The sequence below is a fragment of the Variovorax sp. 01N425 genome (assembly GCF_056399465.1).
Genome location: NZ_JBFTRJ010000016.1, coordinates 57,288 through 78,904, shown reverse-complemented (window position 1 = coordinate 78,904; position 21,617 = coordinate 57,288). Strand labels below are relative to the sequence as shown.

20 protein-coding genes are annotated in these 21,617 nt (G+C 69.3%); 7 read left to right on the top strand and 13 right to left on the bottom strand.

Translation table 11 applies throughout. The annotated features are described in order from the left end of the window. Positions 1 to 16 precede the first annotated feature (16 nt). From AC1DSC_RS25725 to AC1DSC_RS25715, 3 genes are read right to left on the bottom strand one after another with little or no spacing between them, the layout of a single operon-like run. Complete coding sequence (locus AC1DSC_RS25725) at positions 17 to 1,018, bottom strand: Bug family tripartite tricarboxylate transporter substrate binding protein (protein ID WP_436288048.1); 1,002 nt, start codon at positions 1,016 to 1,018, stop codon at positions 17 to 19. Positions 1,019 to 1,043: 25 nt separating this feature from the next. After that, positions 1,044 to 3,155: an acetate--CoA ligase family protein gene (locus AC1DSC_RS25720; RefSeq protein WP_436288305.1), complete on the bottom strand. Its 2,112-nt coding sequence runs from the start codon at positions 3,153 to 3,155 to the stop codon at positions 1,044 to 1,046. A gap of 14 nt (positions 3,156 to 3,169) precedes the next feature. After that, complete coding sequence (locus tag AC1DSC_RS25715) at positions 3,170 to 4,231, bottom strand: porin (protein WP_436288047.1); 1,062 nt, start codon at positions 4,229 to 4,231, stop codon at positions 3,170 to 3,172. A 203-nt stretch (positions 4,232 to 4,434) separates the two neighbouring features. Between AC1DSC_RS25715 and AC1DSC_RS25710 the strand changes: the two genes are divergently transcribed. Further along, positions 4,435 to 5,127, top strand: coding sequence for a Crp/Fnr family transcriptional regulator (locus AC1DSC_RS25710; RefSeq protein ID WP_278881301.1), 693 nt, complete (start codon positions 4,435 to 4,437; stop codon positions 5,125 to 5,127). Positions 5,128 to 5,142: 15 nt separating this feature from the next. On the opposite strand, the gene AC1DSC_RS25705 is transcribed toward AC1DSC_RS25710, so the two are convergent. Genes AC1DSC_RS25705 through AC1DSC_RS25675 form a run of 7 tightly spaced genes read right to left on the bottom strand, consistent with a single transcriptional unit; the run spans position 5,143 to position 11,628 of the window. Next, positions 5,143 to 5,733: a YdeI/OmpD-associated family protein gene (locus AC1DSC_RS25705; RefSeq protein WP_436288046.1), complete on the bottom strand. Its 591-nt coding sequence runs from the start codon at positions 5,731 to 5,733 to the stop codon at positions 5,143 to 5,145. Continuing rightward, entirely contained in the window at positions 5,730 to 6,683 is a 954-nt protein-coding gene (locus tag AC1DSC_RS25700) for a phosphatidate cytidylyltransferase (protein ID WP_145740028.1), read from the bottom strand. The genes AC1DSC_RS25705 and AC1DSC_RS25700 overlap by 4 nt, the downstream gene beginning before the upstream one ends. Then, positions 6,680 to 7,360, bottom strand: coding sequence for a lysophospholipid acyltransferase family protein (locus AC1DSC_RS25695; protein WP_436288304.1), 681 nt, complete (start codon positions 7,358 to 7,360; stop codon positions 6,680 to 6,682). Before AC1DSC_RS25695 ends, AC1DSC_RS25700 begins: the two co-directional genes overlap by 4 nt. A 47-nt stretch (positions 7,361 to 7,407) precedes the next feature. Further along, complete coding sequence (locus AC1DSC_RS25690) at positions 7,408 to 7,848, bottom strand: hypothetical protein (RefSeq protein WP_436288045.1); 441 nt, start codon at positions 7,846 to 7,848, stop codon at positions 7,408 to 7,410. Next, complete coding sequence (locus tag AC1DSC_RS25685) at positions 7,841 to 9,190, bottom strand: phosphatase PAP2/dual specificity phosphatase family protein (protein WP_369663620.1); 1,350 nt, start codon at positions 9,188 to 9,190, stop codon at positions 7,841 to 7,843. The genes AC1DSC_RS25690 and AC1DSC_RS25685 overlap by 8 nt, the downstream gene beginning before the upstream one ends. Positions 9,191 to 9,209: 19 nt before the next feature. Then, the gene (locus AC1DSC_RS25680; RefSeq protein ID WP_436288044.1) at positions 9,210 to 10,982 is read right to left on the bottom strand and encodes a bifunctional alpha/beta hydrolase/class I SAM-dependent methyltransferase; all 1,773 of its coding nucleotides are present in this window, start codon (positions 10,980 to 10,982) and stop codon (positions 9,210 to 9,212) included. A gap of 43 nt (positions 10,983 to 11,025) precedes the next feature. Continuing rightward, entirely contained in the window at positions 11,026 to 11,628 is a 603-nt protein-coding gene (locus tag AC1DSC_RS25675; protein ID WP_436288043.1) for a CDP-alcohol phosphatidyltransferase family protein, read from the bottom strand. Between the two features lie 86 nt (positions 11,629 to 11,714). Between AC1DSC_RS25675 and ruvB the strand changes: the two genes are divergently transcribed. From ruvB to AC1DSC_RS25660, 3 genes are all read left to right on the top strand, one after another. After that, positions 11,715 to 12,779 carry a Holliday junction branch migration DNA helicase RuvB gene (gene ruvB / locus AC1DSC_RS25670; protein ID WP_436288042.1) on the top strand — a complete coding sequence of 355 codons (1,065 nt, stop codon included), beginning with the start codon at positions 11,715 to 11,717 and terminating at the stop codon, positions 12,777 to 12,779. Between the two features lie 6 nt (positions 12,780 to 12,785). Continuing rightward, positions 12,786 to 13,745 (top strand): CDF family Co(II)/Ni(II) efflux transporter DmeF, encoded by a 960-nt coding sequence (gene dmeF / locus AC1DSC_RS25665; RefSeq protein ID WP_436288041.1) that lies wholly within the window; start codon positions 12,786 to 12,788, stop codon positions 13,743 to 13,745. 94 nt (positions 13,746 to 13,839) lie between these two features. Beyond that, positions 13,840 to 14,709: a UDP-2,3-diacylglucosamine diphosphatase gene (locus AC1DSC_RS25660; RefSeq protein ID WP_018906211.1), complete on the top strand. Its 870-nt coding sequence runs from the start codon at positions 13,840 to 13,842 to the stop codon at positions 14,707 to 14,709. Positions 14,710 to 14,740: 31 nt separating this feature from the next. Here the strand turns inward: AC1DSC_RS25660 and AC1DSC_RS25655 are convergent, their stop codons facing one another. Genes AC1DSC_RS25655 through AC1DSC_RS25645 form a run of 3 tightly spaced genes read right to left on the bottom strand, consistent with a single transcriptional unit; the run spans position 14,741 to position 16,954 of the window. Further along, complete coding sequence (locus tag AC1DSC_RS25655; protein ID WP_436288040.1) at positions 14,741 to 16,030, bottom strand: c-type cytochrome; 1,290 nt, start codon at positions 16,028 to 16,030, stop codon at positions 14,741 to 14,743. Between the two features lie 7 nt (positions 16,031 to 16,037). Then, complete coding sequence (locus AC1DSC_RS25650) at positions 16,038 to 16,769, bottom strand: c-type cytochrome (protein ID WP_015867415.1); 732 nt, start codon at positions 16,767 to 16,769, stop codon at positions 16,038 to 16,040. Further along, on the bottom strand, positions 16,766 to 16,954 hold the full coding sequence (locus tag AC1DSC_RS25645; protein WP_018906214.1) for a DUF2970 domain-containing protein: 189 nt from the start codon (positions 16,952 to 16,954) through the stop codon (positions 16,766 to 16,768). The genes AC1DSC_RS25650 and AC1DSC_RS25645 overlap by 4 nt, the downstream gene beginning before the upstream one ends. A 101-nt stretch (positions 16,955 to 17,055) precedes the next feature. On the opposite strand from AC1DSC_RS25645, the gene AC1DSC_RS25640 reads away from it, so the two are divergent. From AC1DSC_RS25640 to AC1DSC_RS25630, 3 genes are all read left to right on the top strand, one after another. After that, the gene (locus AC1DSC_RS25640; protein ID WP_015867413.1) at positions 17,056 to 18,510 is read left to right on the top strand and encodes an aminotransferase-like domain-containing protein; all 1,455 of its coding nucleotides are present in this window, start codon (positions 17,056 to 17,058) and stop codon (positions 18,508 to 18,510) included. Beyond that, on the top strand, positions 18,507 to 19,169 hold the full coding sequence (gene alkB, locus AC1DSC_RS25635) for a DNA oxidative demethylase AlkB (protein WP_436288039.1): 663 nt from the start codon (positions 18,507 to 18,509) through the stop codon (positions 19,167 to 19,169). Before AC1DSC_RS25640 ends, alkB begins: the two co-directional genes overlap by 4 nt. Positions 19,170 to 19,519: 350 nt before the next feature. Beyond that, positions 19,520 to 21,472, top strand: a complete 1,953-nt coding sequence (locus AC1DSC_RS25630; protein WP_436288038.1) for a 3'-5' exonuclease — start codon at positions 19,520 to 19,522, stop codon at positions 21,470 to 21,472. Positions 21,473 to 21,617 lie beyond the last annotated feature (145 nt).

Genomic DNA, 21,617 nt, shown 5'->3' with positions numbered 1-21,617 from the left:
GATGTGGGAAGACGGTTCAATCGAGCTTCACGCCCGTGGCCTGCGTGAGCTTCAGCGTCACGGGCAGGAAGGCCTTGTAGGCCGCGGCGGCTTCGGCCGGCAGGTTGCCCACGGGCTCGGCGCCGAGTTCCTCGATGCGCCGGCTCACCTCGGGCTGGCGCACCACCGCGCTGACTTCGCGGCCCAGGCGCTCGACGACGGCATCGGGCGTCTTCGCCGGCGCCATCAGCGAGGTCGGGCCGGTCATCGCGTAGACCTCGTCCGCATAGCCTTGCTCGGCAAAGGTCGGCACCTCGGGCAGCGCGCGGGCGCGCCGGGTGCCGGCCACGGCCAGCGGGCGCAGCTTGCCGGCCTTGATGTAGGGCTGCAGCGTGGTGATGGAGCCCACGGTCATCTGGATCACGCCGCCGATCAGGTCGATCGCCATCGGGCTCTCGCCCTTGTAGGGCACGTGCATCGTCTGCAGGCCGTAGGCCTTGTCCATGTACACCTGCACCTGGTGCGGCTGCGTGCCCGGGCCCCACGAGCCCATCGAATACTTGCCGGGCGCGGCCTTCACGGTGGCGATCAGGCTCTTGAAGTCGGTGGCCGGCACGGAAGGGTGCACCGCCAGCACCGTGCGCGTGGTGGCGATGTCCGACACCATGCGCAGGTCGGTGCGCGGGTCGTAGGGCAGCTTGCTGTAGAGCACCAGGTTCGCGGTGACGGGGCCCGGCACCGTGAGCAGCAGCGTGTAGCCGTCGGGCGGGCTCTTGGCGACGTAGTCGGAGCCGATGATCCCGCCCGCGCCGCTGCGGTTCTCGACCACCACCGGCTGGCCCAGCCGCTTGGACAGCCCCTCCGCCAGGAGCCGCGCGAGGATGTCGGTCGAGCCGCCCGCCTGGTACTGCACGATGATGCGCACCGGCTTGGAGGGGAAGGGCGGCTCCGCCGCCGACGCCGCGCCGCCAGCCGCGAGGGCCAGCCCGGCGCCCAGGCTGAGTGCGCGTCCAAGTCCGTTCTTCGATGTCGTGGTCATGCGATGTCTCCGGGGTTGTCGTTCGTCAGGGCGCGCGGCCGATGACCAGCGCATCGGCCGCCACACAGCCGCCCTCCGCCTGCGGCCGTGCGATCAGCGGGTTGATCTCGGCGCTGTCGAGCGAGTCGCCGGCGCGCTGTGCAAAGTCCGCGAGCGCGCACAGCGCATCGGCAATCGACGCGAGGTCCGCCGGCGGACGGCCGCGCGCGCCGTTCAGGATCGCGAAGGCGCGCAGCTCGCGCACCATGGCCAGCGCGTCGTCGCGCGTGATGGGCAGCGCGCGCAGCGACACGTCGCGCAGCGTCTCGACGTGGATGCCGCCCAGGCCGAACATCAGCACCGGGCCGAACACCGGGTCGCGGTGCACGCCCGCGATGCACTCGACGCCGCCTGCCAGCATGCGCGCCACCAGCGCGCCGTCGAGCCGCGCATCGGGCCGCGCCGTGAGCGCGTGGTTGCGCGTGCGCTCGAAGGCCGCGCGCGCCTGCGCCGCGCCGCGCAGGCCGAGCGCCACGCCGCCGACGTCCGACTTGTGCGGAATGTCGGCGCTGACGATCTTCACCACCACCGCGTCGCCGAGCGCATCGGCGGCGGCCGCGGCCTCGTCGGCGCTGCGCACCACGCGGTGCGCGACCACGGGCACGCCGGCGTCGGCCAGCAGGGCGAGTGCTTCGGGCTCGGACATCGCGCCGGGGGAGAGCGTCAACGGTTCAGCGGCTGGTGCCTCAGCCACTGCAGCAGCGGACGCAGGCTTCAGCCCCGCCAGCGCAGCGATCGTGCGGATGCCGTCCGACGGATCGGCGAACACCAGGCAGCGCATCGCCTCGAGCTCGGCGCGGCGCTCCGGCGACAGCAGCGTGCTCACCGCCAGCAGCGTGTCGGGATACGCCTCGCGCAGCGAAGCCACGAGCGAACGCAGCACCGGCCAGAACGCATCCGACGCACCGGCCGCCGCGAGAAAGCCCATCCACGATGCAAAGCCGCGGTCGTCGAGCATCACGCGGGCCGTGCGCTCGATCAGCGTCATGTCGTTGGTGACCTGCCCCGTGATGTCGACCGGGTTGCGCGGCGCCGCGAAGGGCACCCAGCTGCGCAGCCTGTCCTGCGCGGAATCGCCCAGCGGCTGGACATCGAGGCCCTGCGCCGAGGCCTCGTCGGCCATCAGCGCGCCGACGCCGCCCGAGAGCGTGAACAGGCCGATCGAGCGGTCGCGCGGGCGGCCCGCCACGGCCGCGCTGTGGGCCAGGTCGAAGAACTCCGTGAGGTTGCGCGCGCGCAGCACGCCGTACTGGCGGAACACGGCGTCGTACACCGCGTCGTCGCCCGCCAGCGCGGCGGTGTGCGAGGCCGCGGCCTCGGCGCCCAGCGCGGTGCGCCCGACCTTGACCATCACCACCGGCTTGCCGTTGGCCTGCGCCAGGGCCAGCGCCGCGCGCAGCCGCGGGCCGTCGCGGCAGCCTTCCATGTAGGCCATGATCACGTCGGTGCCGGGGTCCTGCGCGAGCCAGGCCAGGCAATCGGCGACCTGCACGTCGGCCTCGTTGCCGGTGGTGGCCCACAGCGACAGGCCGACGCCGCGCGCCCGCGCCATCGCGTACGCATAAGCGCCGAACGCGCCCGACTGGCTCACCAGCCCGATGCGCCCCGGCACCACGCGGCCCACGCTGGGCGCCGGGGAGAAGGTCGCATACACATGGCGTGCAATGTTCATGAAGCCCAGGCAGTTGGGGCCGACCAGCCGCACGCCCGCGGCACGCGCCTTGTCGCCGAGCCGGGCCTGCGCCGCCGCGCCCTCGGCGCCCACTTCGGCGAAGCCCGAGGAGAACAGCACCACGCCTTTCACGCCCGCCGCGATGGCGTCGTCGAGCGCGCCGTCGACCAGCGCCGACGGCACCGCGAGGATGGCCAGGTCCACCGGCTGGCCGATGGCGCGCAGGCTCGCAAAGGCAGGCAGCTCCTGGATGCGCTCGGCGTTCGGGTTGACCGGGTAGAGCGGGCCGTCGAAGCCGAAGCGGCGCTGGTAGTCGACCGGGATGCCGCCGATCTTCTGCGCGTTGGACGAGGCGCCGACCACCGCAATGGCACGCGGTGCGAACAGCGCCGACAGGGATTCGGCTTGCGAGGAGAAGAAGTCCATGGACATGGCAGCTGTCAGAAGTTGTGGCGGATGCCGGTGGCGAGCACGCGCACGTCGTTGCCGCTGTTGGGTGTGACCGCGATGGTGGCGAGCGAGGCCGAGGCGCCGTGCCGGTTCAGCAGGCGCAGCCAGCGCGCATAGAGCACCGTGCGCTTGCTCAGGTAGTAGTCGTAGCCCAGCGTCCAGGCCAGCTGCGAGCGTTCGCTGTCGGCCGCCTTGCGCTGCGTGGCGCCGAAGATCAGGTTCGAGGCCGGCGTCACGTTGTAGGTGAGGCCCAGGTTGCTGAGCTTCGCGGCCGGCACGCCGGGCAGGCTCGAGGCGTTGCGCACGTAGCTGGCGTACAGCTGCAGGCCGATCGACGGCAGCTCGTAGGAGCCGGTCAGCGCCTGGTAGGTGGTGGTGGCGGGCGAGGCCACGGGCGCCGCCGCCGAGCCGGAGCGCGCGCGCTGGAAGGCATAGGCGATGTAGTAGGGCTTGCGCGCCCAGCCGATGCTGCCGCCGTAGACGTTGCCGCTCTGGTGGCTCGGCGCGCTCGATTCGCCCGGCGCATAGGCGATGTCGGCAAAGAAGTCCATGCTGGCCGGCGTGCGGTAGCGCACCATGTTGCTGGCGCGGGCCGCGAAGGGCGTGAGGCCCGGCTGCGCGTCGGTGGCCGCCACCAGGTTGATGGGCGAGAACACCGAGTTCAGGCCGTAGGGGTCGGCCTTGAACAGCGCGTAGAACATCGGCGTGTACATGCGGCCCGCGTCGATCTGCCCCCACGGCGCCGAAAGGCCGACGAAGGACTGCCGGCTGAACGACATCGCGGGGCCGGGCAGCGTGCCGTTGCCGGTGTCGGGCGCAAAGCCGCTCTCGAGCGTGAAGTGCGCGCCCAGGCCGCCGCCCAGGTCTTCGGTGCCGCGAAAGCCGATGCGCGAGGCGGTCTGGCCGCCGTCCTCGAGCCGCGTCGAGGAGGCGGCGCCCGACTTGGCATGCGCCATGTACAGGTCGACCGTGCCGTAGATGGTCACGGTGCTTTGCGCGAGCGCAAGGGCGCAGGCCGTCAGCGCGAGGCCGGCGGTGGCTGTCTTCTTCATTTGCTTTGTCTCCGGGTGTGGCTGCCGCCTGCGGGTGCAGGGCGGTGCCGCTTGTGTGCTTGTCGAGGTCCGGGGCTTACGATAGAAATGAAGACCCGCCGAATCTGTCAACGCCTTGACAGATTCGTGAACATCAAGGCAGGGAGAACCCGCTGGCCCGATCGACTGTTTCCTCCCCCCAAGACGCCGAAGAGAGCGCCGAATTGCTCGACCGCGCTCTGCGCTGGAACGAACTTTTCTCGCACTGGCCCGACGCGCTGCGCGCCGAGCTCATGAAGTCGGCGCGCCTGGTGCGCTACCGCCGCCGCACGCAGGTGCTGGCGAGCGACCGCCACAAGCGCGAGCTGCTGGCGGTGGTGTCGGGCTGCCTGGAAATCAGCAGCATGAGTTCGCAGGGACGCAAGTACGTCAACGCGCTGCTCGGGCCCGGGCAGGTGGCGCCGCTGGTGCGCCTGCTGGCCGACGTGCCGCTGCCCTACGACTACCACGCGCACGAAGACTCGGTGATCGTCCATCTGCCCTGCGACGCCGTGATCGCGCTGCTCGATGCCGAGCCCGTGCTGTGGCGCGACGTGGCCAAGATGGCGCTGAAGCGCCAGCGGCTCAGCGTGGTGCTGCTGCAGAACCAGATGCTCAACTCGGTTCGCGGGCGCGTGGCCGCCACGCTGATGAGCGTGATCCACTTCTACGGCATGCAGGTGAAGGCGGCGGCGAGCCTGCCCGTGCGCCTGTCGCAGAACGACCTGGCGGCAATGCTCGGGCTGTCGCGCCAGACCATCAACAAGGAGCTGGGGCGGCTGGTCGCCGAAGGAGTGATCGACATGAGCTACAAGCGCATCCGCATCGTGGACCCGGACAAGCTCGCGCACATTGCGGCCGGCACCGGGCCGCAATGAACCGCGCCGGCCCGCTCAGGGATGGATCTTCTCGCCCTTGGCCAGCATTTCCACGAACTGCGCGATGCGCTTCGCCCGCGTCTCGGGCTTCTTCGCGCCCTGCGTGCGGAACAGCACCGAATAGCGGTTGCGCGAATCGAGTGTGGCGAAGAAGGCGGCGGCCTTGGGGTTGGCGTCGAGCGCGGCCTGCAGGTCGGGCGGCACGGCGGCGATGCTCTGGGCATCGTAGGCCGCGTCCCAGCGGCCATCGGCGCGGGCACGCTCCACCTCGGCCAGGCCGGCGGGCTGCATGCGGCCTTCGTCGATCAGCTTCAGCGCCTTGTCGCGGTTGATCTTCGACCAGGTGCTGCGCGGCGTGCGCGGCGTGAAGCGCTGCAGGAAATGCTGCTCGCCGTCGCCCTTGCGCTGGCCGTCGATCCAGCCGTAGCACAGCGCCACCTCGAGCGCGGCGGGGTGGTCGATGGAGGCGATGCCGCTGGCCTTCTTGGCCATGCGGATCCACACGCCGGCCGCGGTGGCATGGTGGCGCTTGAGCCAGCGCTCCCATGCGGCGGCGCTGGTGCATTCGATGGGCGTGTCGTGCGGAACGCGCTGGCTCGTGCTCACGGCACCCACCAGTAGCGCAAGGCGTGGAAGTAGATCGGCGCCGCGAAGATCACCGAGTCGAGCCGGTCGAGCATGCCGCCGTGGCCTTCGATCATCGAGCCCCAGTCCTTCACGCCGCGGTCGCGCTTGATGGCCGACATCACGAGTCCGCCGAAGAAGCCCATGAGGCAGATGGTGAGCGCCATCAGCGCGGCCTGCCAGGGGTTGAACGGCGTGGCCCAGTAGAGCGCCGCGCCCAATGCCGTCGCGCTGGCCACGCCGCCGACCAGGCCTTCCCAGGTCTTGGAAGGCGAGAGCTCGGGCGCCACCTTGCGCCGGCCGAAGAGCTTGCCCCACACGTACTGCAGCACGTCGCTGCCCTGCACAACGATCACGAGAAACGCGATCAGCAGCAGGTTACGGCCTTCGAAACCGGGGATCTGCAGCGTGAGCAGCGCGGGCACGTGGCTGATGCAGAACACGCAGACCATCAGGCCCCACTGGATCTTGGAGGTGCGCTCCAGAAAGCGCTGCGTGTCGCCGCCCACGGCCGCGAGAATCGGCAGCACGAGGAAGGCGTAGACCGGGATGAAGATCGAATAGAGCCCGTACCAGTCGATCCACACCAAAAAATACTGCACCGGCAGCCCGATGTAGAAAGCCGCCGCAATCGCATGATGGTCGCCGCGCCGGGTGTAGGCCAGGCTGATGAACTCGCGCAGCGCATAGAACGAGATCAGGTAGAACAGCACGATCACGCCGCCCTTGCCGAACGCGAAGGCCAGGCCGATCACCGCCACCATCACCCACCAGGCATTGACGCGCGCATTGAGGTTGTCGATCACCGAGTTCGGCTGCCCGGCCGCCACGCGCCACTTGAGCAGCGCGCCGATGGCCGAGGCGAGGATCAGCACGCCGGCCACGCCGCCGAACAACTGCAGCGTGGTCTGGGTGGAAGCGGAGATGTTCATGGCGTCGCCGTTGCTGCTGCTGCTTTTTCTTGTTCGGACAGGCGGTCGTACTCGGGCCGCAGGTCGAGCATGGCGGCGCGCGCGCGGGCGATGAAGGCATTCTTGTCTTCGCCTTCTTCGAGCCGGATCGGCGTGCCGTAGCGCACCGTGCAGGCCAGCGGAATCGGCACCAGCGTGCCCTTGGGCAGCACGCGCTTGAGGTTCTCGATCCACACCGGCACCAGCCGCACATTGGGGCAGGCGCGCGCCAGGTGGTAGAGGCCGCTCTTGAGCGGCAGCAGGATCTCGTCGCCGGTGTTGCGCGTGCCCTCGGGGAACATGATGAGCGAGTCGCCGCCGTCCAGCGCCTCCTTCATCTGCTCGACCGGGTTCTCGCCCTGGCCTGAGCCGTCGCGCCGGATCATGAGCGCGTTGAACACGTCGGCGCCGATGAACTGGCGCAACTTGGAAGCCATCCAGTAGTCCTGCCCGGCCACCGGCCGTGTGAGCGCGCGCAGGTCGGGCGGCAGCGTGGCCCACAGCAGCACGAAGTCGCCGTGGCTCGTGTGGTTGGCGAAGTAGAGCGTCTGCTCGGCCTTGGGCGTGGTGCCGCTCCAGATGGCGCGCACGCCGGTCAGGAGGCCGGCCGCGCCGATGATGAGCTTGCCCGCGACCACGGCCAGTGCGCGGCGCAGCACGGTGCTTTCGGGGCGGCGGTCTTTTTTGTTGTTGTGGTCTTCTTCGGTCAAGAGAGATCCTGTGTCATCAAGGCAAGAAGAAACATCGCGCTCTGGCAGGCGACCACGATGGCATGCCGCTGCATGAGCTGGCGCGTGCCCTGCACGCGGTCGTCGAGCGGGCGCAGCGCCTTCGACGCCTCGGCACTGCGCAGGCCCAGCCGGTCGAGCGCGTTGTCGAGCGCGTCCAGCGAGGCGATGGCGCCGCGCGCCAGGTCGGCGAACAGCGCCTGGTCCAAGCGCAGCCTGAACGCGAAATAGTGCTCGAGCGCACCCAGCACCAGTACCGCGCCAAACGCCATGGCGGCCGTGCTCGACAGCGAGCGCAGCGTGAGTGCGAGCACCAGCGCCGCGATGCATGTGAGCGCGAAGCCCCACGCCGCCAGCACCGCCGCCGCGCGCAGCAGTGCGGCGAGCGATGCGCAGGTGGCGCGTTCGTCGTCAGTCATGGGGTGGTGCTCCTGGAACCGCGGTGTCCAATGGCGCGAGCGACATCCGCCACGCCGGCCGCAGCACGACCTGCGGACGCGCAAGGCGCACGGCGTCCTCGGCCTGCGCCAGTCCGCCCATCGCGCCATAGCGGCCCAGCCAGGCGATCACGGCGGCGGCGCTGCGCGAGAAGCCCAGCGCGCAGCACACCCAAACGGCCGCGCCGTCGGCATTGCGGCGCTGCCCTTCGATGACCGCGGCCGCGCGCTGCAGGCGCACGGTCGGCGGCACGGTCAGGTCGAGCATCGGCACGCAGCGCGCATGCGGCACGCCGGCCGGCATCTGCAGCTCGGCGCACAGGCTCACGAGCCGGGGCCGGCCGGCGGCCATCCATTCGGCGCGCGTGGGCTGCCGCCCGAGCAGCAGGCCCGGCACCACTTCGACGAAGGCCGGCAGCTTGCGCGTCCAGAGCCATGCGTTGACGGCTGCGCCCAGGCGATAGGGCGCGAGCAGCCAGCGCGCCGCCCAGCCCATGCGGCCTTGGCCGTCCATCTGGAAGCCGCGGGCGCCGAAGCCGACGTAGTTGAGCGCGACCAGCGCCAGCGAGGCCGAAGGCCAGGCGAGCCACAGCGCAACGCCGCCCAGCTGCACGGCCACTGCGAGGAACAGTGCCGCACCCACGGCGTAGAAGCCCGCGAGCTTCCAGCGCTGCGCATCGCGCGTGCAGCGCCAGGCGCGCGGCATCGAAACCGTGCGCTCCAGCGGCCAAAGCCACACGCAGAACAGCCCGAGCAGCGCGCCGGTCGGAATGTCGATGAAATGGTGCTGCCAGGTCGTGAGCACCGAGGCGCAGATCGCGAACGCCCACACATGCAGCACCAGCCTGGCCCATGCGGCGCGCAGGAACTGCCGATACCAGTCCCACAGGATCACCGCCAGCGCGATGTGCAGCGACGGCGCCTGGTTGTAGGGCTGGTCGAAGCCGCGCAGCGCGTTGAACAGGAAGGCCGGTGCGCCCTCGACCGCCGGCTGTCCGAAGCTGAAGTGCAGCGGCCAGATGACGAAGCAGGTGCAGGCGATGAGCGTGGCGCTCACCAGCCGCAGCGCGTGCCGGTCGAGCGTGTGCCTGCTGCGCGCGAGAAAGAGCGAGAGCGCGTAGAAGACGTTGATCGTCCAGTACGGAAAGATCGTCCAGGCCCAGAACGGCAGCTGCCGCTCCCACTCGAAGGCCATCGAGGGCACCTGCGCGCGCGTGGTGGCCCACCAGTTGGCCAGGCCGTAGGTCGCATAGAACAGCGGCCCCAGGAACACGAGCCAGGCGGCTGCGCGCTTCCAGGGCCGTGGTGCGGGCGGGGGGGTCATCTGGTGCGCGGCCCGTGGCTCACGCGACCCTCACCGCGAGCGAGACGGTGAAGATGCCCCATTCGTCGATGCGCTGGTCGATCTTGCGGAAGCCCGCTTCCTCCACCAGCTGGTCCATCTCGGCCTGCGTGCGGCGGCGCATCACCCAGGCTTCTCCCTGGCGGTGGCTGGTGAGCGCGCGCGCAATCATCTCGAGCTGCGGATGCCAAGGCTGGCCGGTGTAGACCAGGTAGCCGCGGTCTTCCACCGCATCGCCGACGCCCGCGAGCGAGCGCCGCACCATCTCGTTGTCGGGGAACAGCTCGTAGAGGCCCGACACCACCGCCAGCGTGGGGCGCGGCGTCACGGTGGCCAGGCTGATGCGGTCGAAGGCGTCGGCCTGCACGAACTGCGCCACGTCTTCCAGGCCCTTCTCGGCAATGAGCGCGCGGCCGTCGCGCACGTTGATGTCGCTGTAGTCGCGCAGCAGGATCGAGCTGGCCTTGACGGGGCTCGCAAGCACCGCGTCGAGCACGTAGCGGCCATGGCCGGCCGCGATGTCCATCACACGCACTTCGCGGTGCATCTCGGCCAGGCGCTCCATGGCGATGCGGATCAGCTCCTCGACGTGGATCTTGCGCTGCCGGATGCCGCGCCAGCCGATCGATTCCAGGTAGGTCTTGTCGACGGAGCGGCCCAGCGCGCCCTTGCCCTGCGGCTCGTTGCGGTAGACGTAGTCGAGCGTGCTGCCCGAATCGAAGCCGGTGTCGTGCCCGAGCTTCACGCCGCGCGAGAGCACACCGCCCAGGCGCAGGCTGGCGCGCGTCATGCCCCAGTAGGCGCCGCGCAGCGAGAGCGGTGCCAGCGGCTCGGCCAGCGCACGCGACTCGTCGGCGGTGTTGCCAGCCAGGTGCGCGGTGCGCAGGTCGACCGGCGCCGGCGGCTGGTCGAACAGCTGCAGGATGAATTCGCGGATCGCCTGCACGGCCGGTGCGCGGTCCTTCTCGCCCAGCGTGTCGTGGAAGAAGCCCGGCAGTTCGAGCTTGGTCTTGACGGCGCTGCCCAGCCGCTCGAAGAACTGGTGCTGCGGCTTGTGGTGCACCACCCAGTCCGATCCCGAGATCAGCAGCTGCACCGGCAGCGTGATCGCGTTGGCGTCGGCCACCACGCGGTCGGCCGCTTCATACAGGCCGAGCAGGATGTTGACCGCGATCGGCCGCGAGATCAGCGGATCGCTTTCGTAGCTTGCGATGCGCTCGGGGTCGTGCGTGAGGAACTTCGCCTTCACATAGCTGTTGACGAAGAACAGGCCGCGCAGCTTGTGCATCAGCCCGAGCCCGGCGCGTGCAAAGGGCACGTAGAGCTTCACCTTGAAGGCCGGCGAGGCCAGCGTGAGCCCGCGCACCTTGGGCGCGTAGTCGTGCGCCCAGGTGGAGACCAGCACGGCACCCACGCTCTGCGCGATCACGTGGATGTCGTGCTCCGCCACGCCATGCGCGCTGCCGATGTGCTGGACGAAGGTCTGCACGTCGCGCACCGAGGTGGCAAAGCTCGGGCTGTAGCCGCGCTGGCCCGGCGAGCGGCCGTGGCCGCGCGCGTCCCAGGCGAAGAAGTCGAAGTCGGGCAGGCCGAGCTCGTCGACCAGGTGCGCCATGCGCGCCCCGTGCTCGTGGCCGCGGTGGAACAGCACGATGGCGCCGCGCCGTGCGCCGCCCGTGGCCGGCCAGTGCCGGTAGAAGAGCGATTCGCCGTCGTGCGTGCGGAACTGGCGCTCCTGCGGACTGCGTTGTGGATGGGTGCTTGTATCGGTCATCGGATCCCTGTCGCTATTCATATGTTTGTTCGTCGTGTGCGGTCTACGCCGCCTCGGCCAGTGCGCGGCGCACGCGGTTGGCCACCGTCCAGGCCACGAGCGCCACGGCCAGCGGCATCAGCCATGCCGCCCAGCCCGGCAGCGGCCAGCCCAGCGCCACATAGAGGCCGAGCGCGCCGAACACGAAGGCGCGGTCGCTCTTGCCGAGCGGCCCGTCGTAGCGGCGCGAGGCGCCCACCGTGGGGCCCAGCGCGCCTGCGAATTCGCTCAGCCCCGCCAGCACGATCACCGTGCCGACCCAGAACGGGCTGAACGGCGGCACCAGCGCGAACGGCAGGTACAGCGCGGCGTCGGACACCACGTCGGTCAGTTCGTTGAGGAAGGCGCCGAGCCGGCTTTGCTGGCCGTGCTCGCGCGCCAGCATGCCGTCGATCGCGTTGAACGCCATGCGCACGAACATCCAGGCCGGGATCAGCCCGAAGGCAGCCGGCGACGGCGCCGCAAAGAAAAGCCAGAGCCCGAGGGCGACCGAAACCACGCACGCGGCCAGCGTGACCTGGTTGGCGGTGACGCCAATGGCATGCAGGCGCCCCACGAGCGGCCGCAGCAGGCCCTGGAACCGGGGTTTCAGTTCGTAGATCGACACGTGCCGGCTTCCCCTCGTTTGTTATATGGCCGAAGCATTCTGCCAGTGTGGCAGGCACTAAACTTGCCCTTGCAGCCTCTCATTCCATGACCATCCAGACCGACGATTTCGCCCCAGCCCCGCCCCGCGTGGTGTCCGCCGCCCCCGCTTCGCCCCAGGAAGAGGCCATCGAGCGGGCGCTGCGCCCCAAGCTGCTGGACGAATACGTCGGCCAGGCCAAGGTGCGCGAGCAGCTCGAGATCTTCATCGGCGCGGCGCGCAAGCGCAAGGAAGCGCTCGACCACGTGCTGCTGTTCGGCCCGCCGGGCCTCGGCAAGACCACGCTGTCGCACATCATCGCGGCCGAGCTGGGCGTGAACCTGCGCCAGACCTCCGGGCCGGTGCTCGAGAAGCCCAAGGACCTGGCGGCGCTCCTGACCAACCTGGAGCCCAACGATGTGCTCTTCATCGATGAGATCCATCGCCTGAGCCCGGTGGTCGAGGAAATCCTCTACCCCGCGCTGGAGGACTACCAGATCGACATCATGATCGGCGAAGGTCCCGCGGCGCGCAGCATCAAACTCGACCTGCAGCCCTTCACGCTGGTGGGCGCCACCACCCGCGCCGGCATGCTGACCAACCCGCTGCGCGACCGCTTCGGCATCGTGGCGCGGCTGGAGTTCTACACGCCCGAGGAACTGGCGCTCATCGTGCGACGCAGCGCCGGCCTGCTCAGGGTCGACACCGACGCAGCCGGCGGCTTCGAGATCGCGCGCCGCTCGCGCGGCACGCCGCGCATCGCCAACCGCCTGCTGCGGCGCGTGCGCGACTATGCCGAGGTGAAGGGCAACGGCCGCATCACCGAAGAGATCGCGCACAAGGCGCTTGCCATGCTCGACGTCGATCCGCAGGGCTTCGACCTGATGGACCGCAAGCTGCTCGAAGCCGTCATCCACCGCTTCGACGGCGGCCCCGTGGGGCTGGACAACGTGGCCGCCAGCATCGGCGAGGAGCCGGGCACCATCGAGGACGTGATCGAGCCCTACCTCATCCAGCAGGGCTACCTGCAGCGCACCCCGCGCGGGCGCATCGCCACGCTGGCGGCCTACCGCCACCTGGGCGTGACGCCGCCTTCGAGCCGCTCCGACGGACAAGACCTCTTCGGAATCTGACGACCCATGCATACCCATGACCTGAGTGCCTGGCAGCACGACCATCATTTCGGCGCAGGCAGCGAATCGGCCGAGCGCAGCACCCGCCTCGTGATGTGGATCACCGCCGCGATGATGGTGGTCGAGATCGGCGCCGGCTGGTGGTTCAACTCCATGGCGCTCCTGGCCGACGGCTGGCACATGAGCTCGCATGCGCTGGCCATCGGCCTGAGCGCCTTCGCCTATGCGGCGGCGCGGCGCTATGCACGCGATCCGCGCTTTGCCTTCGGCACCTGGAAGATCGAGGTGCTGGGCGGCTTTGCGAGCGCGCTGATGCTGCTCGGCGTTGCGGCGCTGATGGTGGTGGGCTCGATCGAGCGGCTGCTCTCGCCCTCGGTCATCCACTACCGCGAAGCCGTGGCGGTGGCTGTGCTGGGGCTGGTGGTCAACCTGGTCTGCGCGCGGCTGCTGGGGTCGGCGCACCATCACGGGCACGGGCACGACCATAGCCATGATGCGCACCATCACCACGAGGGCCATGACCACGCGCACGGCCACGACCTGAACCTGCGCTCCGCCTACCTGCACGTGGTGGCCGATGCCGCCACCTCGGTGCTCGCCATCGGCGCGCTGCTCGGCGGCTGGTTCTTCGGCTGGTCCTGGCTCGATCCGGTGATGGGCATCGTCGGCGCGGTGCTGGTGGCCGTGTGGGCCAAGGGCCTGCTCAAGGAAACCGGCAAGGTGCTGCTCGACCGCGAGATGGACCATCCCGTGACGGCCGAGATCCGCGAAGGCGTGGAAACGATGCTGGCCGATTCGGAAACCCGCGTGGCCGACCTGCACGTGTGGCGCGTGGGCCGCGAGGCCTATGCCTGCGCGCTCACTGTGGTGACGCATTCGCCCACGCTCACGGCGGACGAGGTGCGCGCCTGCTTCTCCATGCACGAGGAAATTCGCCACTCGACCGTGGAAATCCAGCGCTGCTGAGGACGCCGCCCGAAGCGCGAGCTTCTTTCGGCGTCATCGATATGTCACGGGATCGCCATCGCCCGGTCACGCGTTGGTGGGAGCCTACCCGTCCATGCAACGCGACGATGCTTTCCTGCGCGCATGGCGCGACACCGCGACCCGGGCCCCCGAGCCGGAGGACGACGATCTTGCGCGCCCGCCGCTGCGCTGCCGCACGCTCTGGATCTCCGACCTGCACCTGGGCACGCCCGGCTGCCAGGCCCGCGCGCTGCTCGACTTTCTCAAGCACACCGAGTGCGAGACCCTGTTCCTGGTCGGCGACATCATCGACGGCTGGCAACTCAAGCGGAACTGGTACTGGCCGCAGGCGCACAACGACGTGATCCAGAAGCTGCTGCGCAAGGCGCGCAAGGGCACCCGCGTGATCTTCATCCCGGGCAACCACGACGAGTTCGCGCGCAAGTACCTGAACCACAACTTCGGCGGCATCGACGTGGCCGAGGAATGGATCCACGAAACCGCCGACGGCCGCAAGCTCTGGATCATCCACGGCGACCTGTTCGACGGCGTGATCCAGTGCGCCAAGTGGCTCGCGCACGTGGGCGATTCGCTCTACGAATTCACGCTCAAGCTCAACCGCCACCTCAACTCGCTGCGTGCGCGCATGGGGCTGCCGTACTGGTCGCTTTCCAAGTACCTCAAGGGCAAGGTCAAGCGCGCCGTGAGCTACGTGGGCGACTTCGAGAACGCCGTGGCGCGCGAGGCCCGCAAGCGCGGCGTGCAGGGCGTGGTCTGCGGCCACATCCACCATGCCGAGATGCGCGACATCGACGGCATCCTCTACTGCAACGACGGCGACTGGGTCGAGAGCCTCACGGCGCTGGCCGAGCATGCCGATGGCACGCTGGAGATCATCGACTGGGCGCAGCACATGCCGGTGCCGGCCAAAGCGGGGGCGCCGCGCGAGGCCGTCGCGGCCTGAGCCTGGGCCGGGCCCGCCTGCCGGTTCTTCTTCAGCGCCGCATCGTGTCGAGCTGCGTCACGGGCGCACTGTCATTGCCCCATGACCCGCGAATGTAGGTCAGCACCGCGGCCACGTCGCCCGCATCGAGCACCTGCCCGAACGGCGGCATGCCGTAGGGCCGCGGATTGCCCGCGGTGGAGGGCAGGTAGCCGCCGTGCGCGATCACCTGGATCAGGTTGGTCGTCTCGGCCATGTTCACGGCGCGGTTGCCCGCCAGCGGCGGAAAGGCGCCGGGCGCGCCCTGGCCCTGGTCGCCATGGCAATAGGCGCATTGCTGGTCGTAAATTCTGGCGCCGCGGGCCATGGTGCCGGCACCGCGGCGCGTGGTTGCGGCGGCCGTGCGCACGGGGGCCGCGGCTTGCGCCGGCACGCCGGGCAGGTCCTTCAGGTAGCTGGCCATCGCGGCCAGGTCGGCCTCGCTCAGGTGCTGCGTGCTGCGAAAGACCACGTCGGCCATCGGCCCCATGACCGAGCCGCGCGGCGCCACGCCGTTCTTGAGCAGCGCCACCACGTCGGCCGTCGGCCAGTCGGCCACGCCGGCCTGGTGCGGGTCGGCGAGCGATGGCGCATACCAGTTCTCCGCCGCGATCAGCCCGCCCGAAAGGCCCAGCTTCACCTGCGTGGCGCCGAGCGAATCGCGGCTGCCGTGGCAGGCGATGCAATGGCCCAGCCCGCCGACCAGGTAGGCGCCGCGGTTCCATTCGGCCGGCTTGGCCGTGTTGGCCACGAAAGCCTCGGGCTTGAAGGAGAGCGCCCGCCAGACCGCCAGCGCGGCCTGCGTGTCGTAGGGAAAGCGCAGCCGGTGCGCCAGGTTGGGCGCCGGCGCGGGCGGCAGGCTGCGCAGGTAGGCGTAGATCGCGTCCGAGTCTTCGCGCGTGACCTGCGTGAAGTTCGGGTACGGGAAGGCGGGGTACAGCAGGCGGCCGTCCTTGCTGCGGCCGTTGTGCATCGCGCGCCAGAAATGCGCGCTGCTCCAGCTGCCGATGCCGTTCTGCGCGTCGGGCGTGAGGTTGCTCGAATACACGGTGCCGAAGGGCGTCTCGATCGGCAGCCCGCCGGCATAGGGCTGGCCGCCGCGCGTGGTGTGGCAGCCGGCGCAGTTGCCGGCCAGCGCAAGGTAGCGCCCGCGCTCGACCAGCTGCGGCGTGGCATTGAAGGCTTCGGCCTGTTCGGGCAGCGGGTCTTCGCCGCGCAGGTTCAGCGCGACGATGCCGCCGGCCGCGGCGCCCAGCAGCAGCACCAGAACCAGCAGCGTCCAGCCGAGGTGTCGCATCTTCATCGGCGCCTCACTTCGGCATGCCGCCGCAGCGCATCGGCAGTGCGGCGGGCAGCGATGCGGCAGGCTTCGGATCGGCCGGCATCGGCTGCACCGCGAGCCAGCTGGCCACGGCGTTGATGTCGGCCGTGGTCATGCGGCGGCCGATGTCGGCCATGCAGTCGGGTGCGAGCGCATGCCGCTCGCTCGTGAGCCAGGCGCCAAGCTGCGAAGACACGTAGAGGCGGGGCAGCCCCAGCAGCCCCGGAATGGCCGGCTGCACGCCGGTGAGCGCGGCGCCGTGGCATTGCACGCAGGCGGGAATTTGCCGCGCCGCATCGCCTTCGAGCGCCAGCTGGCGGCCGCGCGCCAGCTGCGCGGGTGGCGCGTCGCTCACGGGCGAGACGGGCGGGTAGGGCAGGTCCAGGCCCGCGAAGTATTCGGCCATTTCCATCAGGTAGGCATCGGAGAGGTGCTGCACCATGTAGTTCATGTCGGCATTGAAGCGCCGGCCGTCGCGAAAGCTGCGCAGCTGGTTGAACAGGTAGCCCGCGGGCTTGCCCGAGAGGCGCGGAAAGTAGCCGGCATTGGTGGTCGCGCCTTCGCGCCCGTGGCAGGCGATGCAGGCGGCCACGCGCTGCTCGATGCCGCTCGCGGAAGGGGCGGCTGGCGGGGCAGGTGTTGCCGCCATGGCGCAGATGCCGTGGCTCAGCAGCAGCAATGCAATTGCGACGATGCGGCGGACGACGTTGTTCTTCGTCATGTGCCGGCCGCGAAGTGCGCCAGCGCCAGCAGCCCCGCAATGAGCAGCAGCACCGTGACCAGCGCGACGCCGACGAGTGGCAGCAGCCCGACTTGTGCGGTGCGCCGGTCGGCGTCCGCGCGGCGGCCGCCCAGCCCGATGAAACTCCAGAGAACCGCGCGTACCGCGCGCATGAGATTGGACATGCACCGACTGTGCCGCAAGCGCAGCCAAAAAAACAGATGCAGATCCGAGCCAAATCACCGGAGCAGATAAAGTCCCACCACCGAATGAAGACCGCCCCGCCATGAAGCGCTATGAAGCCCTTGCCGCCGACATCGAGGCGTCGATCCGCCACGGCACGCTCAAGACCGGCGACCGGCTGCCCTCGGTGCGGCACACCGGCGAGAGCCGGGGCGTGAGCGCCTCCACCGTGTTCCAGGCGTACTACCTGCTGGAGGCGCGCGGCCTGGTGCGCGCGCGGGACCGCTCGGGCTATTACGTCACCGGCGGCGGGCTGCGCGATGCGCCGCCCGAGGCCAACCTCACCTCGCGACCGGCCGAGGGGCCCAGGTCGCTCGACGTGAGCGACCACGTGTTCGACATTCTCGAGGCCAGCATGTCGCGCAAGGTGGTGCCCTTCGGTTCGGCGTTTCCGAGCCCGCTGCTGTTTCCGCTGGCGCGGCTGGGCCAGTTCATGGCCGCGAGCGCCAAGTCGCTCGACCCGTGGAGCACCGTGGACGACCTCACGCCCGGCAGCGCGGCGCTGCGCCGGCAGATTGCGTTGCGCTACCTGGGCGACGGCATGCAGGTGGCGGCCGACGAGATCGTCGTCACCAACGGCGCGCTGGAGGCGCTCAACCTGTGCCTCGCGGCGGTCACGCGCCCCGGCGATTCGGTGATCGTCGAATCGCCCACCTTCTATGCGGCCCTGCAGGCGCTGGAGCGCATGGGCCTGCGCGCCATCGAGGTGCCGACGCATCCCGGCGAAGGCATCGACCTGGCCGCGCTGGAGCTCGCCATCGCGGCCCACCAGCCCAAGGCCTGCTGGCTCATGACCACCTTCCAGAACCCGCTCGGCAGCCTGATGCCCGACGCGAAGAAGAAGGCGCTGGTCGAACTGCTCGCACGGCACGCGCTGCCGCTGATCGAGGACGACGTGTACGCCGAGCTCTACTTCGGCGACCGCCGCCCGCCGCCGGCCAAGGCCTTCGACACGCAGGGGCTCGTGCTGCATTGCTCGTCGTTCTCGAAATGCCTGGCACCGGGCTACCGCATCGGATGGGCATCGGCCGGGCGCTTTGCGCGCAACGTGGCGCGCTTGAAGCTGACGACCACGCTCAGCACCTCGGTGCCCGCGCAGCTTGCGCTCGCAAGCTACCTGGAAAAAGGCGGCCTCGACAAGCACCTGCGCAAGCTGCGCCAGGTCCTGGCCGTGCAGCAGGCGAGCTTTGCGCAGGCAGTGGGCCACTACTTTCCTGCAGGCACGCGCGCCACGCGGCCGCTGGGTGGGTACTTCATGTGGGTCGAGCTGCCGGCGCAGGTCGATGCGCTCGCCATCCACGCCCAGGCGCTGGAGCGCGGCATCAGCGTGGCGCCCGGGCCCATCTTCTCGGCCACGCGCGGCTTCGCGCACTGCCTGCGCCTGAACTACGGGCATGCCTGGGATGCGCAGAGCGAAAAGGCGATGCAGACCCTGGGGCGATTGGTGGCCGCGGCCGCGGCAGGCAGCCCGCCGCGCGAGAAAATCGCGCTGCCGTGACCTTCGACCTTTTCTCCGATGCCCTCGAAGACGCCGCATTGCCGCGCGGCAAGCAGGCGATCGGCCCTGGCGCGTTCGTGCTGCGCGGGTTTGCGCTGCCGTATGTCGACGAACTGCTGCCCGCGCTGCACGAGGTCGAGCAGCGCGCCGCCTTCCGCCACCTGGTGACCCCCGGCGGCTTCACGATGTCGGTCGCCATGACCAACTGCGGCCGGCTCGGCTGGATCTCGGACCGGCGCGGCTACCGCTATGGCGAACACGATCCCGAAACGGGCCTGCCCTGGCCCGCCATGCCAGCGGCCTTTGCGCGCTTGGCCCAAGCCTCGGCCGCCGAGGCCGGGTTTGCGGGCTTCCAGCCCGACGCCTGCCTGGTGAACCGCTACGAGCCCGGCACGCGGCTGTCGCTGCACCAGGACAAGGACGAGCGCGACTACGGCGCGCCCATCGTCTCGGTGTCGCTCGGGATGCCGGCCACCTTTCTCTTCGGCGGACTCGTCCGCAGCGACAAGGCCGCGCGCATTCCGCTGGTGCACGGCGACGTGGTGGTGTGGGGCGGGCCCGACCGGCTGCGCTACCACGGCGTGCTGCCGCTCGAAGACCGGCCGCACACGCTGCTGGGCAGCCGGCGCATCAACCTGACTTTTCGCAAAGCGGGATGAAGCGGCCGCTCAAGTCAAATTGATGACTTGTTCCTTTTTTCTGTGCACAACTCTGTGGGTTGTCTGAGGACCGGAGTCGCCAGAGCCAGCATTGACGGGGGTTGGCACTAGGTTGCCTGCGGAATGGGCAGGGGGTGGGGCGGTGGAAAAATCGGGGGCGCGTGGAACGGGCGTCTCGAAAAAGCGGTCTGGATTCGTGACATACATCACGAATTCAGCCAAGGGCCGGCGGGCGGGACGGAGGTCTTTGCCGCTTCGATCACAATCAGTTACCGATCGATGACGGAGCCGTTGCCCGCAAAGCCCTTGGTCCTCCGGCGGCGAGCGGGCTCGGTCTTAAGGGCGCACGCATGGCTTACTTCCCTCAGGGCAAAACAACCGTTCATGCCCGCTGCAACACAGGTGAGCGCAAGCTCTTCGAGGCGCTGAAACGCCACTTGCCGGACGACCATCTGGTTTGGCACGACCTCCCGATTGGCGATGCCGGCCTGCAGCCTGACTTCGTGATCCTGAGCCCGCGACAGGGCTTGCTGGTGCTGGAAGTCAAGGACTGGAAGCGAAGCACGCTGGCCGGTGCTGACAAGCATCGTGTGCAGCTCAACGTGGAGCGGGGCGTGGTGACCAGCCCCCATCCGCTGGCCCAGGCGCGCCAGCACGTGCTCGCGCTCGTCGATCGAATGCAGCTGGACCCGGCGGTGGTGGCCGCGGAAGGCCGTTTCAAGGGAAAGCTGCTGTTCCCGTGGGGCTGGGGCTGCGCCTTGGTGAATCTCAGGCGTGACAGCGTCTCGGACCCCGGCTTCGCGGAGATCTTTCCACCAGAACGAACGCTGCTGCGTGACGATCTGGAGGACGACACGGACACAGAGCTCTTCAGCCAGAGGCTGTGGTCGATGATGCAGGTGAACTTCCCGCATACGCTGACCCTGCCGCAACAGGATCGTGTGCGCTGGCACTTGTTCCCGACCCTGCGGGTGGAGCCGCAGCAAGCGGCGCTTCAGCTGGGCGAGGCGAAGCCGAATGGCCCCATTCGCATGCACGACATGATGCACGTCATGGACATGCAGCAGGAACGCGAGGCGCGCCGCATGGGTGATGGCCACCGGGTCATCCACGGTGTCGCCGGATCGGGCAAGACCATGATCCTGGTGTTCCGTGCGCAGCATCTCTCCAAGGCCGCCGCGGCGGTCGGGCGGCCTGTGCTGGTGCTCTGCTACAACCGCGCGCTTGCCGAACGCATCGCCTATCTCTTGCAGCAGCGGGGAGTCGACGGAGCCGACCAAGGTGTGGTGGTGCGCTCGTTCCATAGCTGGTGCGAGGACATGGTGCGCACCTACCAACTGGAGGTGAAGGCGCCGCGCAGCCCGGCCGACGCCTACTTCACCGAATTGGCTGCCACCGTTGAGCGTGCACTTGCAAGCGGCTTCGTACCCAAGGGCCAATACACGGCTGTGATGATCGACGAGGCGCACGACTTCGAGGACGCCTGGCTGCGAATGGCAGTGGAACTGGTCAACCCCGCCACAAAGGCGCTGTTGGTCCTCTACGACCATGCCCAGGCAATCTACAAGAAGCAGAATCGAAAGACGCCGTTCAAGGCCCTTGGCATCGATGTGGTCGGCGGCCGTCGCAGCACCATCCTGCGCACCAACTACCGCAACACGGCGGAAGTGCTGAGCCTGGCGCTGCGGTGCGCAGGCGAGTTGATGCCTCAAGGTCCGGCCTCGGACTCCGCTGCCGACATGAACGACAGCGAACTCGGCGCGCTGCTCGATGGCGCAAACGGTGACGCGCCGGTATCTGTCGTTCGGCCGGACTCGGCGGGGCGCCGCGGCCCGATGCCAGTGCTCCACGAAGCAGACTCCGCCCGGACCGAAGCGCTGTGGCAGGCCCAGCGCATCGCGCAGTTGCAGGCCGAGGGCGTGCGGCTGGGACAGATCGCGGTGGTCTTCCGCTACAAGGCGGCGATGGAACCTCTGGAAGACGCCCTGCGTGTGCATGGCATTCCCTTCCAGTCAATGCGCACCATCAAGCCGCGCGACCTGCAATGGGCCGACGATGCGGTGCGGATCTTGACTGCCCACAGCGTCAAGGGACTGGAGTTCTCCCATGTCCTGGTCGGTGCGATCGATGCGTTCGAAGAGGCCAAGCATCAATCTGCTGCGGACGAGTTGCGATTGCTCTATGTGGCAATGACTCGCGCCACCCTGTGGCTGGCGCTTTCGGCGCGCCGGGCGGGTCCGTTGGTCGATCAAGTGCGCGGGCAGTTGGAGAGGCTTCGGGTGGAGTGGGCGGAGTTGGGTTGAGCGTTGGTTGAAGACGCATCCTTGTGGCAGCTTCGGGTTCCTTGCCGTCATGCGCCCGGTATTGCGAAGGCGCCTACGCAGCGGAAGCGGACTGTCGCTGCTCAAGGCTAGACTTTCGAGTCCGGCCATGAGCTGACCGTCATAG

What these genes read in the sequence shown, in the direction of transcription:
- AC1DSC_RS25650 (WP_015867415.1), bottom strand. Translation starts at nt 16,769, where the DNA reads ATGACGAAGAACAACGTCGTCCGCCGCATCGTCGCAATTGCATTGCTG.
- AC1DSC_RS25680 (WP_436288044.1), bottom strand. Translation starts at nt 10,982, where the DNA reads ATGACCGATACAAGCACCCATCCACAACGCAGTCCGCAGGAGCGCCAG.
- AC1DSC_RS25720 (WP_436288305.1), bottom strand. Translation starts at nt 3,155, where the DNA reads ATGGACTTCTTCTCCTCGCAAGCCGAATCCCTGTCGGCGCTGTTCGCA.
- AC1DSC_RS25685 (WP_369663620.1), bottom strand. Translation starts at nt 9,190, where the DNA reads ATGACCCCCCCGCCCGCACCACGGCCCTGGAAGCGCGCAGCCGCCTGG.
- AC1DSC_RS25660 (WP_018906211.1), top strand. Translation starts at nt 13,840, where the DNA reads ATGCAACGCGACGATGCTTTCCTGCGCGCATGGCGCGACACCGCGACC.
- AC1DSC_RS25715 (WP_436288047.1), bottom strand. Translation starts at nt 4,231, where the DNA reads ATGAAGAAGACAGCCACCGCCGGCCTCGCGCTGACGGCCTGCGCCCTT.
- AC1DSC_RS25690 (WP_436288045.1), bottom strand. Translation starts at nt 7,848, where the DNA reads ATGACTGACGACGAACGCGCCACCTGCGCATCGCTCGCCGCACTGCTG.
- AC1DSC_RS25725 (WP_436288048.1), bottom strand. Translation starts at nt 1,018, where the DNA reads ATGACCACGACATCGAAGAACGGACTTGGACGCGCACTCAGCCTGGGC.
- AC1DSC_RS25630 (WP_436288038.1), top strand. Translation starts at nt 19,520, where the DNA reads ATGGCTTACTTCCCTCAGGGCAAAACAACCGTTCATGCCCGCTGCAAC.
- AC1DSC_RS25645 (WP_018906214.1), bottom strand. Translation starts at nt 16,954, where the DNA reads ATGTCCAATCTCATGCGCGCGGTACGCGCGGTTCTCTGGAGTTTCATC.
- AC1DSC_RS25700 (WP_145740028.1), bottom strand. Translation starts at nt 6,683, where the DNA reads ATGAACATCTCCGCTTCCACCCAGACCACGCTGCAGTTGTTCGGCGGC.
- dmeF (WP_436288041.1), top strand. Translation starts at nt 12,786, where the DNA reads ATGCATACCCATGACCTGAGTGCCTGGCAGCACGACCATCATTTCGGC.
- ruvB (WP_436288042.1), top strand. Translation starts at nt 11,715, where the DNA reads ATGACCATCCAGACCGACGATTTCGCCCCAGCCCCGCCCCGCGTGGTG.
- AC1DSC_RS25640 (WP_015867413.1), top strand. Translation starts at nt 17,056, where the DNA reads ATGAAGCGCTATGAAGCCCTTGCCGCCGACATCGAGGCGTCGATCCGC.
- AC1DSC_RS25655 (WP_436288040.1), bottom strand. Translation starts at nt 16,030, where the DNA reads ATGAAGATGCGACACCTCGGCTGGACGCTGCTGGTTCTGGTGCTGCTG.